Below are 10,654 nucleotides of genomic sequence, written 5' to 3' on the forward strand. Positions count from 1 at the left end.
TGATTTATATCGTTTAGGCAAAATCATTAATGGGCATTAGAGAAAATTTGGCTGAAAGAAGGCCGTTGATGTATTTCTATTGGCATATTGAGTTTTCTGGCTAAGTCACTCGCTGCAATCAGCCCTCGGATATGATGCAATTCATGATCGATGACTAGCATGTGGTGCAAATTATTTTGTTGCAAAAGCCTGACTATATCACTGACTTTGGCTGTTGAAATTTGTTGATAGTCAAACGCTTGTAGCTCTTCTCTTGGCACCATCACTTCTGTGACTAAAAGCTCATCTACAGTAAGGTCTAGCTTTTTCGCGGTAACAAATAAATTATGGTCAGACAATTCTTGCAGCGTTATCACCCCTAAAAATTTATTATTCTTATCAACAACTAATCTCATAAATGCATGGGTTTGTTCCATGATTATTGCTGTGGCCACTGCGCTGGTGGATGCATCAACGACAATAGGACGTGCTACATCAAAATCAGTAAATACGTCTAACGCTGGAGAGTCTAAGCTGGGTGAGTCAGTGCTGGTAGACCAAAGTAAGTGATCGATAGATGCTGTGCTGAATAATTCTAGATTTCTCATATGTTAACTCCGTTACCTTATGTCAACGGCTGAGGCGACTGAATCTGACGACCGTCAATATTCAGGTTTGGTGCAATGTCTTTTATGTTTTACATCAAAAACCTTAACCTTGTGATATTCACCATAGACCTCTAGATACAAGAGGTGCAAGCACATGAATAACATTTAATTAAGGTTAACTCACTGTTGTGTATGTTAAATCTTGTGCTAATCTTTGATTGGGAAATAAAAGGTTCAGGGAAGGTAAAATGACCACAAAACAAATCAATACTAAAGAGGGTTTGTCTAAAGAATTTAAATACTTATTGGCTGGTACGCCTGTCAATATTGATATTGTGACTCCTGCAGGTAAAAAAGGGCGTTTTCGTACCATTTTTATCGGTTATCTACCTGAACAATTCATACTAATTCAATTTCCAGATGCAAATAAATTGGGAGGCTACAGCCAGTACATTACTCAGGGCTCACAAGTGACTGTTCGTGGTTTAGTGGAAGGTCATGAGGCATCTGTAATCGCATTTATTTCAACAATCAAACAAACCTTGAGTCAGCCATCTCGTATTATGGTATTGAATTTCCCAGATAATATGGTTATTCACAATTTACGTTCGACCAAACGTGTGTTGACAGATTTAACCGCCAATATCGCTTTAGGTGATAACCAATGGCAAGTTAAAATCACCGATGTTTCACTTTCAGGTTGTCATATTGAAGTTAGTGAAGGTGGAAAAGATGAGTTAACAGAGGGAGAGCAGATTGAAATCGTGATAGAGGCTACAGAACAAGAAAACCTCACCATTAAAGCCAGAGTGTGTAATGTTAAATTATTCGAAAATGGTGTCGAGTTTGGTTGTCAGTTCTTAGGTGAGCAAGACAATACTATCGAAAAAATAGTGCACACAGCTCTGCTTTCTGAAAAATAGTCTTGCTCAAACCCTATAAAGCGCTTTGATTTGTTTGTTATAAATGCAGTTTGATGGCTGTTTGTTGCTTCTTAGGAAGTTTGTCGACGACTAATAGGTATGAATTATCAATAATGCGCAATACCTCACCATCTGGAATTAATCGAGATTCTTTAGATTTATCACTCCCAGTTGACTGTAAATAGATAGAAATCCAATGTTTCTTGTCCATATGATATCCCGTCGTAATATTGCTAAATATCTCTCTTAGGGCGAATGAGTCTTCAGGATCGCACTTTACATTAACCATCAAAGCATCATTTCGCCATGACATTAGTGCAAACATCTTCGAGTGAACTTTAAAAACGTGAGTAGATTCTCCGAATGGAAAGTCTTCTGTAGCAAAAGGTTTAGTCAGTAAATAATCTCTTATTGTGTCAAATTCCATGTGAGCTATTTCCGTTTAAGTGAGATATCACCACTGGTGACATTGAGCAGCTTGCCATCAATTGTGACAAGTTTCGCCTCTATATGCATCGACATTGGAAAGTTGATGTCAGGTTGCTTAATTATCACTTGGGCATAAGTACGGTATTGGTTAGATAATACATAAAAATCATTATCAATTTGACAGTCAAAGAAGAAATGTTTTTCACTTAAATTAATGTTTTCCAGTAAATTATTGGATTGCATTAAATGCTCTTCTGTTGTGGTTATATGGCAAACATGCTGACTATTTCTCTGGCCGAACTCAAACGAAAGTGCGGCTTTGTTAGCTAAATTTGTACTATGTCCGCCTAAATAAGTCTCCAAATGCAAAGCGGTTTTAAGCGGGGAAATCGTTTGAAGATGCCTTGTACTGTTAAGGTGCTCATCCGTTGCATGTACGCTAAAAACAATGCCGTTAAATAAGTAACAAATGATGATACTTGCTGATTTGATTTTAGCGTTAGCTGGACTTTTGCTGTTAAAGCATGCAGCGATGAGGTGATTCGCTGTCGCTAACAAGTTTAGTTGGCTGGTATTAAAGTGGGTGCTTTTGCAGAGGTTGAAGGTGTCATAAATCCTCGTCACTGCTCTAAGTATTAGTAGCTTGTTCATATTTACCTCATATGAAGGTGCTGATAGTACTGGCGCAATTTTGCTTTTATCTGTGTTGCTAGTGTGCGCTTTTTACTCTTTAAGCGTTCTAATTAGCTGGTTTACATAGTTAACTTTGCGCCTAAAATTCAATGAAATCAATAAAAAAGTCGTTATGATTAGCGTTATTTGAATATGATCTATATTGAAATAAACAATAAAGGTACTTAGTACGGTTTACTTTGTAGGGAAACTTAATTAGTATATACACATGTGTATTAAGTGCCTTTGTTCATTATGCGAAAATTTCTTGTATCAAATATAGCTGATCGTCCACACCGAAAAATATATGCATCGCTTGGTAACAATGCTTTTTTCGATTTAGCACCTGGCCAACATGGCTGGGATGACTTTTGTTCAATCTCAAAAGGAGATTGGGTTTATGTCATCAATGCAAACCGTAAAATTCCAGTGGCTTATCAAGTTGTGGCCATATTAGATGAGATAGAAACTGAAGAACATCAGATGCTAGGTAGTCGACTGGTATCTGCTATCGGAGGAAATACTCGAGTGTTATTTGGTAAGCCTGTTAAAAGAGTAGATACAATTTATACCAAGTTTGTTAGTGATAATGCTGTAACAAGTTCGAAGTTGAGGCCTGATGGCCAGATGTACCAGGGGTTTAACTGCGCTGAGGTCGTAGATGAATACCTTTAAAATGGGCAGTATTACATTTACTCATATCGCTAATATCAGTTGATCTCAAGCATGGCTTGTTAATCGTAATAGCGAAACTTATGGCTTATATGACTTTGAGGGTAATGAGTATGCAACAAGAAAGCACTGGTTTTCTCTGTTACCAAGAGACATTTCGGGGGTGTATTTTTTCAAGAAAGGAGATCAGGTTTTATATGTCGGCGAGAGTGGTCTACTTGGAAAACGTATTTGGTCACATGGTACGGCTGGCAGGTTAGTTAAAGAGGAGTTAATACGTGATATGGAGCTATGGATTGCGACTAACGTAACTGTACCTAGTCCGCTAAATGGTGAGCCTGTTTGTGTAAGGGGTGCTGTAGAAGCACAGCTAATGGCGATGTATTCACCTCAATATAATCGAAAAGAAGAGCGATGCTGATGTATAAGCAAACACAATCTTATGTCCGTTTAAATATTGGGGATTTTTGCCCGCATTGTGGTTTTATCATTACTTTACCGCCAGACGTACAGCCGACGTGCTTATGTTGTTGGAACAAGCTTGAAAGTGGTTAATCGGTAAAGGGGTTGTTGGTTAGCAATAATGCGATAAGCACTTGATGGTGTGCCTACCGCTTTATCAAACTTCATTCCCAATGAGAGTGAATCACATCAAAGGTAAAGGCTCACATTATCAAAATTGAGTGATCTACCAATGGATTGAGAAATTGTGAGTGTTATGGCTGACGTTTAAGCACATTATCAATATCTTCGGCGCTATGACGATTCGCTAGTTGTTCCCACTCTTCCCCCCAGGTTCGATTAATGATTCTGCCACGCGCGACAGCTGGACGTTGTTCAATGTCTTTTGCCCAGCGCATTAGGTTAGGGTAGCTTTCAACATCTAAAAACTCTGCTGCTTCATATAGGTTTCCAAGCACCAAATTTCCGTACCAAGGCCATGTCGCAATATCGGCAATACTATACTCATCACCACCCAAGAAGCGGTGTTTAGCTAATTGCTTGTCAAGTACATCAAGTTGACGCTTGGCCTCCATAGAGAACCTGTCGATAGGGTATTTAAACTTTTCAGGGGCGTAAGCATAAAAGTGACCAAAACCGCCACCTAAATAAGGAGCCGAGCCCTGCAGCCAAAACAACCAATTCATGACTTGGGTTTTAGCAGCTAAATCTGTTGGTAAGAAGCAGCCAAATTTTTCAGCGAGGTAAAGTAAAATAGCGCCTGACTCAAATACATTAATAGGCGTTGAGGTACTGTTATCTAATAATGCCGGTATTTTTGAATTTGGATTAACGCTAACAAAACCTGATGAGAATTGATCGCTATCACCAATGCTAATCAAGTGAGCATCATATTCTGCGTCAGTGATCCCTGCGGCTAACAGCTCTTCCAACATAATCGTGACTTTTTGGCCGTTTGGGGTGCCCATAGAGTAAAGCTGCAGTGCATGCTTCCCAACCGGTAAATCTTTATCATAGCGCGCACCAGAGTCAGGACGGTTTATACTGGCAAACTTGCCGCCATTTTCCTCTTCCATTACCCATTTTTTAGGTGGAATAAATTCGTTTGTCATTGTGTACCCTCACTTTGAATCGCTTTAAACGGCTTTATAAGCATGGCTTAACGTTAACTGTATATATGATATTAGGGCATTTTTTAAATTAAAAAGTCTTATCAAAAAATAAACTGTCACAACAGGAAAAAATGACAATCAGAAAGAGGGGGCAATAGTCAATCAGCCGCTAAATCTCGCGTTATCTGCAAACATGGGGAAGTTAATCAGTGTTGAGCAAGATTGCGTCATAATCAACATGTAGGTTATGACGCTTTGGGTAATATTGGAGGTATTTATTTGGTGCGTTCGATTGTTTGCGTCCAAAATTGTCTCGATAAATGACGAGTTTTATTGGCTAATCGGCTCATTTGTTCACACTTGTTTTGGGTGTCATCGGTTTGAATTAAGGTCAGGTTTGAAATCTCATCTATCTGTAAAATAGATTGGCTAATTTCTTCTGCGACCGCTGTTTGTTGGTTCATGGCTGAAGAGTTAAGCTCAGCCATTTCGTGTATGCGATTAATTGAGTTAAGGAGCTGAGCAAAGGTGTCATCCGCTTCTTCTGCTAAGGATACTGATAAATCGGCTTGCAACTGACCAGACTCCATTGCTTGAGTCGCTTCCTTTGTGGTTTTTTGAAAGTTCGTGACTATGTGTTCAATTTCTGATGTGGAATCACTGGTGCGAATTGATAATTGCCTTACTTCGTCCGCCACAACGGCAAACCCACGGCCAGTTTCACCTGCTCGAGCCGCTTCAATGGCAGCATTTAACGCTAATAAATTAGTTTGTTCTGCGATGCCTTTAATCTCTCCTAGGACCGATGCGATTGATTGGCTGTCTTTTTCAATTGTATTGACCACCGTTGAGAAATGAACCACTTCTTTTCTAAGCTCGCCAATTGCATTGACTACTTTGTCCATACTATCGTGACCTTTACTAGCAGCCTCTTGGCTGGTGGTAATTTCTTGTGCTGTATTGCGGGTATTTTGATTAACTTCAGTGAAGCTTGCCGTCATTTGCTCCATTGCTGTTGCGGCCTGACGGGTTTGGTGTGTTTGTTCTTTAACCCGTTCACGAGTGGTCGATATAGTTTGATTAAGTTGCTGGCTTTCTTCGCTAATGGAGGTGGCTGAATCTGCCATCCTGCCGACAACACCACCCATTTCAGTGACTAAGTAGTTTAAGGCTAATTCAATTTTGCCCAACTCATGTTGACTCGATGAAAAAATCCCGCAAGCAATTGGGTCGTCGATAATTTTTGTGGCCTTATTTTCAAGTTCTTTTAACGGCCTCGTTAAGTAATACATGACAAATCCAGCCATTAAGGGAATGAAAAAAGCGGCGACCAAAGTTGGCATGAAGAGCGAAGACACTACCCCTATCAAAGAAATAACGGTTGCCCAAAGGCAAAGTGAACCCGTAAAGCTAAGCAGTGGTGCTGTGGTTTCTCTGGGGGCTTTACCTTGATTTAACTGTTTGTAAATTTTTTCAGCGGAATTGATGTGTTCACGACAAGGTTTACGTCGAACAGACTGTAGTTCATGCATTTTGCCGTTTTCAAAGACTGGCGATATATAGGCATTAACCCAATAATACTTGCCTGTTTTGCTTTTATTTTTAACGATACCAAACCAAGGTTTTCCGTCTTTGACCCGTTGCCACAAGGATTCAAAAGCTGCTTTAGGCATATCAGGGTGACGAACAATATTGTGTGGTTTTCCGTGGAGTTCATCTGTCGTGAACTCAGAGATATCTGCAAAGGCTTGATTGGCGTATTTGATATTACCATTCAAATCAGTGGTAGAAAGTAAAATGCACTCGTCCGTCAGCGGTTGCTCTATATTGTTTGCCTTGATATCACTCATTGGAAATAACCAAACTAAAAAATAAAGAGGCATAGTGCCTTAGCTTTTTCACATTATGTTTGATTTAGGTCAATGACTTGTTAAGGTGTTATTTTTTAATAAGAAAGTGTGCGCTAGTAAACGGTTTTGAATTGATAGCAACAAAAACGAAAGTAGCCAGTGCTGCTTTCGTTTTCATTGTATCTGCAAAATGACAGAAAAAATCTACAACCTATTGCGTGTTTAAGTAATCGATTACGGCGTCTGTTCGACTTTCAGCATGTTCAGATAAATCATCAACTGCTTGATAAAAGTCATTTGCAGACTCTAAAAATGAGTAACCTGTTAACTCTGTTGTGGCATAAGGCTCTATTAATGCTGAGTAACTGTCATAAATTGCCTGCATTTTATTGGTTTCATAGCTATCGCTAATAACGTCAGATAAATACTGGTTATAGCGTTCCCGGTATGTGTCATCAGCATAGATTTTGGCTATCAATGGCCAAGAATTTGAGTCTAAATCAGAGAAATTAAGTTCTAATGCACCGCCCATTTTACCCGTTTGTAATGCCTCATTATTATCCCATGGGATCCAAGTTAATTTGTTTGTGTCTGGATCGTTGTAAAGATAATAATTATGGGGCATTAATCCGTAAGTATCCCAGTTTTGAATTACGCCATTCACTGCGAGATATTTCAAGAACACATCAACATCAAATATAGCTTCAAGGTTTTCACGCCAAGTAACAGGATCGGAAGTCGCTGTATCATCATGTAATGCGTCGAATAAAGCTAAAATATCTGACCAATCTTCATCATCTTCATTGGTTTTCTTTTCAAAACTGTCTTCACTGAAAGATCCTTCAATAAAGGTCGCACCATCATCCTCAGGCTTATATAAGTTACCATCATCACTGCTAAATTGAGTATCAATTACCGTGTCATCGACTTCTTCCACAAGGGTATATAAGCCAAAGTATTCAGGGCCATCACCATGGTCGATATATAAAGTATAAAAAGCGGTGTGAGAGACGGCTAAACCTGCATCTTTAAATACATCGGCGGCAACTTTTTCACGTAACTGCGACTCATCATCGTAATTATTTTTAAGACTTAACTTTTTAAAGCCATAAAATCGTTGATTGTCGATTTGTGGGTAGTAGTCTTCAAACTCATCAAAATCTAACTTAAAAGATAACTTGAGTACGCCTTGTTGCCAGCTGGTTTGCAGTGACGAGTTTCCCTTAAAACGGATACCAACTCGATACCACTGTTTGCCTTCGTAATAAATATCAGCTGGCACCATAATGGGGTTGTCATCTGTATCTACAAGGTTGTTTGAATTAGTCGTTGTACCAAAAGTGCCATAAGTATCAGTCATATCGTTAAGCATGATGGTCCAGCGATCTTCAGTGACCACCACATCAAGGCGTTTTACTTCATTGTCAGCAAATACTTCATCAAAGTTGGCATCTGCACTTTTGCTATGGGTGTCATCGGTCCAATCGCTTGCTTCAAAATCAGTATCGTTATACTCCTCAACCGGTGTTTCAATTTCAGTGTCAGGTACTGTTATTACAGTCTCTTCGCTGCTGGTATCATCTGAGCTATCACAAGCAGTTAATAGGCATAAGCTAGTAAGCGGTATAATTAATAGTTGCCGAAATGGTTTACATCCCGTTTGAAAAAGCGAATAGAGAAGGGGACTGAACATAAGTAAACTCCTAAGTTAACCCGTAGTTGATAATGGCTATTATGAGTTTTTAATGTTATGTGATTAAAGTGCAGAAACCGTGCAGGAACCGTGAAGCAATGAAGTATATTTTAATTACCTAATTTGAACCGTATCAGTAACAGCATTCCCTAAACTCTCAATTCTAAATTCACTATTCTGAATAACTTATTTTGGTGAGTGATTAGGTAAGTCGCCACTTGATAAAGTGGTCAATTAATTGCAATAAAAAGGCATCTTTCGATGCCTTTTTTAAATGGTAATGATGAAATAATCTATGGGTTATTTCATCGTATTATTTTAAAAGTGCCACAGCTTCCATATCCAGTTCAATATCTGTGCAGCCTTTTGCGCAGTATATCCCAGGTGCTTTTTCGGCAGGTTTGGCATTTTTAGTATTAGGCGGTAATTGCAGCGTTAGTGGCTTGTTACATTCAGCACATGTTGCGCTGTTGCCTTTTAGCATGCGTTTAATCAGATTTTTTTGTTGGTTGAACGACTCAAGTGTTGTGCCATTAACCACTGAAAAATCAAGTTTTTGTGTTTCGCTCATTACCGCTACCTATATCCAAATGACTTAGCTTGATGACGCTTGGCAGGCTTACTTAACCTGATCAAGCGGGCTCCAACGCTGTAATTCAACAGGCAGTGCCACACCTTGAGCGGTAAGTAAGTTTACACGCGCTTGATAAGCTGCGCCGTGCATCAAGTGTTTTGCTAAGTCTACCGCATTTCGCTGGGTATAATCATCTAAATAGCTGCCTTTTGCCCATTCGTTGAACGCGCCCAGTGCTGGACCGGCCCAAATTTGATAATCCATCTCACGGCCAGCTTCACCAGAATTAGACCAACGGCTTGATAAACCTAAGTACCAACGGAAAATAAGCGCCATTTTACGCTTAGGGTTACCTTCTGCGCGCTCGATTTGTTTTGGATCGCGTTCATTAAAGTGCGCCACAGTGCCAGCCCAAATATCATCAAGGGTCGAGCGGAAGACTTGTTTTTCAAGCTTTTCACGTTCTTCGGCTGGGATGGCTTCAATCGACTCATAACGGGTATAAATTTCATAAAGTTTATTAGCACGCATTGGGAATAAGGTGCCACGTTTTACTACTTGTAGCTTAACGCCCATCTCGAACATATCAGCAGCAGGCGCCATGGTGACATCGGCCATTTCAGTCGTAGCAAGTAGTTTACGCGTGTGTTCACTGGCACCCGCTTCAACACAAGCTTGGTTAATTGAGCCTGTCACAATATAAGCTGCGCCCATATTAAAGGTTGCAAGTGCTGCATCAGGGGTGCCGACACCGCCGCCACAACCGACACGAATAGGTGTTTTGTATTGGTACTCGGCTTGGATTTTATCTTTAAGTGCCAAAATTGTTGGCAATAGCGTCACTAATGGACGGTTATCAGTATGACCGCCAGAATCGGCTTCTGCAGTCACGTCATCAGCCATTGGCACTAATTGGGCAAGCGCCATTTGCTCTGGGGTGATTAAGCCTTCATCAACCAGTTTTTGCAGCATTTTAGCAGGAGCTGGTTGCATAAACTTACTCGCCACTTCTGTGCGGCTCACTTTGGCAATAACCTTGTTGGCAATTACCACTTCACCTTGGGCATCACGGCTTAAACCTGCAGCGCGGTAATAGACAATTTGCGGGGTTAAGCCTAAAAATGCAGAAGCTTCTACCGTGCGCACTTTATGTTTTAAAAACAGCTCAACACTGCCACGTTCTAGTGCTGGCTCACTTGGACTATGGATTAAGTTAAACATGTACGGGCCATTTGGAAGTGCGGTTTGAATGCGGTTAATGGCTTGTTCAACGCGTGATGGAATTAAGCCAGCTGCGCCGAACGAGCATAAAATGCCTGCTTGACCTAATGCAATCACTAACTCTTCAGATGAAATACCATTGGCCATCGCACCAGCATAATAGGCGTATTTAACACCGTGAACGCGGCGGAAGTTACTGTCGCCTAGGCTTTGAGTGCCTAAAGCAGGGGCAAATGCACTGACAGGTAAATCCTGTTGGCTGTTTATGCTTTCAGTCATTACTTGTGCGTTTTGCGAAATACCTAAGCCTTTTTCAGGGTGACTCACTAAATAACAAGCTTGAGTGAGTTCTTTTAATTTATTACCGATAGTGGCAGTGTCAAAGCTGGCATCACTTGGCGCAACTTGCCAAGGCCATGGAGAAAGCTTTTCGTTTTGAGTGCTAATAGTCATTATTAT

Annotated in this window: 11 protein-coding genes; 3 read left to right on the forward strand and 8 right to left on the reverse strand. The window is 40.3% G+C overall.

Annotated features, from left to right (window positions below; genetic code table 11):
- Nucleotides 1-26: 26 nt before the first annotated feature.
- The gene (locus tag SJ2017_RS06955; protein WP_080915291.1) at nt 27-587 is read right to left on the reverse strand and encodes a CBS domain-containing protein; all 561 of its coding nucleotides are present in this window, start codon (nt 585-587) and stop codon (nt 27-29) included.
- A 248-nt stretch (nt 588-835) separates the two neighbouring features.
- On the opposite strand from SJ2017_RS06955, the gene SJ2017_RS06960 reads away from it, so the two are divergent.
- A complete protein-coding gene (locus tag SJ2017_RS06960) occupies nt 836-1,510 on the forward strand; it encodes a PilZ domain-containing protein (protein ID WP_065109121.1) in 675 nt (224 codons plus the stop codon).
- 37 nt (nt 1,511-1,547) lie between these two features.
- On the opposite strand, the gene SJ2017_RS06965 is transcribed toward SJ2017_RS06960, so the two are convergent.
- Nucleotides 1,548-1,937: an MmcQ/YjbR family DNA-binding protein gene (locus SJ2017_RS06965; RefSeq protein WP_080915292.1), complete on the reverse strand. Its 390-nt coding sequence runs from the start codon at nt 1,935-1,937 to the stop codon at nt 1,548-1,550.
- 5 nt (nt 1,938-1,942) lie between these two features.
- A complete protein-coding gene (locus SJ2017_RS21690; RefSeq protein WP_244899781.1) occupies nt 1,943-2,590 on the reverse strand; it encodes a hypothetical protein in 648 nt (215 codons plus the stop codon).
- 276 nt (nt 2,591-2,866) lie between these two features.
- On the opposite strand from SJ2017_RS21690, the gene SJ2017_RS06975 reads away from it, so the two are divergent.
- Nucleotides 2,867-3,286 (forward strand): hypothetical protein, encoded by a 420-nt coding sequence (locus tag SJ2017_RS06975; protein ID WP_080917424.1) that lies wholly within the window; start codon nt 2,867-2,869, stop codon nt 3,284-3,286.
- A 160-nt stretch (nt 3,287-3,446) separates the two neighbouring features.
- Nucleotides 3,447-3,704, forward strand: a complete 258-nt coding sequence (locus tag SJ2017_RS06980) for a GIY-YIG nuclease family protein (RefSeq protein WP_080915293.1) — start codon at nt 3,447-3,449, stop codon at nt 3,702-3,704.
- A 295-nt stretch (nt 3,705-3,999) separates the two neighbouring features.
- On the opposite strand, the gene yghU is transcribed toward SJ2017_RS06980, so the two are convergent.
- The 5 genes from yghU to pfaD all read right to left on the reverse strand — a co-directional run bounded on the left by yghU (nt 4,000) and on the right by pfaD (nt 10,648).
- A complete protein-coding gene (gene yghU / locus SJ2017_RS06985; protein ID WP_080915294.1) occupies nt 4,000-4,857 on the reverse strand; it encodes a glutathione-dependent disulfide-bond oxidoreductase in 858 nt (285 codons plus the stop codon).
- A gap of 275 nt (nt 4,858-5,132) precedes the next feature.
- The gene (locus SJ2017_RS06990; protein ID WP_080917425.1) at nt 5,133-6,707 is read right to left on the reverse strand and encodes a methyl-accepting chemotaxis protein; all 1,575 of its coding nucleotides are present in this window, start codon (nt 6,705-6,707) and stop codon (nt 5,133-5,135) included.
- A gap of 211 nt (nt 6,708-6,918) precedes the next feature.
- Complete coding sequence (locus SJ2017_RS06995; RefSeq protein WP_080915295.1) at nt 6,919-8,400, reverse strand: CotH kinase family protein; 1,482 nt, start codon at nt 8,398-8,400, stop codon at nt 6,919-6,921.
- A 313-nt stretch (nt 8,401-8,713) separates the two neighbouring features.
- Nucleotides 8,714-8,971, reverse strand: coding sequence for a hypothetical protein (locus SJ2017_RS07000; protein ID WP_055023117.1), 258 nt, complete (start codon nt 8,969-8,971; stop codon nt 8,714-8,716).
- Between the two features lie 48 nt (nt 8,972-9,019).
- Nucleotides 9,020-10,648: an eicosapentaenoate synthase subunit PfaD gene (gene pfaD, locus SJ2017_RS07005; protein WP_080915296.1), complete on the reverse strand. Its 1,629-nt coding sequence runs from the start codon at nt 10,646-10,648 to the stop codon at nt 9,020-9,022.
- Nucleotides 10,649-10,654: the final 6 nt, after the last annotated feature.

It is taken from the genome of Shewanella japonica, from assembly GCF_002075795.1.
Classification (GTDB): Bacteria; Pseudomonadota; Gammaproteobacteria; order Enterobacterales; family Shewanellaceae; genus Shewanella; species Shewanella japonica.

Excerpts from the sequence above, each read along its gene's own strand:
- SJ2017_RS06975 (WP_080917424.1), top strand. The coding sequence starts at position 2,867 with ATGCGAAAATTTCTTGTATCAAATATAGCTGATCGTCCACACCGAAAA.
- SJ2017_RS06995 (WP_080915295.1), bottom strand. The coding sequence starts at position 8,400 with ATGTTCAGTCCCCTTCTCTATTCGCTTTTTCAAACGGGATGTAAACCA.
- pfaD (WP_080915296.1), bottom strand. The coding sequence starts at position 10,648 with ATGACTATTAGCACTCAAAACGAAAAGCTTTCTCCATGGCCTTGGCAA.
- SJ2017_RS06990 (WP_080917425.1), bottom strand. The coding sequence starts at position 6,707 with ATGAGTGATATCAAGGCAAACAATATAGAGCAACCGCTGACGGACGAG.
- yghU (WP_080915294.1), bottom strand. The coding sequence starts at position 4,857 with ATGACAAACGAATTTATTCCACCTAAAAAATGGGTAATGGAAGAGGAA.
- SJ2017_RS07000 (WP_055023117.1), bottom strand. The coding sequence starts at position 8,971 with ATGAGCGAAACACAAAAACTTGATTTTTCAGTGGTTAATGGCACAACA.
- SJ2017_RS06965 (WP_080915292.1), bottom strand. The coding sequence starts at position 1,937 with ATGGAATTTGACACAATAAGAGATTATTTACTGACTAAACCTTTTGCT.
- SJ2017_RS21690 (WP_244899781.1), bottom strand. The coding sequence starts at position 2,590 with ATGAACAAGCTACTAATACTTAGAGCAGTGACGAGGATTTATGACACC.
- SJ2017_RS06955 (WP_080915291.1), bottom strand. The coding sequence starts at position 587 with ATGAGAAATCTAGAATTATTCAGCACAGCATCTATCGATCACTTACTT.
- SJ2017_RS06960 (WP_065109121.1), top strand. The coding sequence starts at position 836 with ATGACCACAAAACAAATCAATACTAAAGAGGGTTTGTCTAAAGAATTT.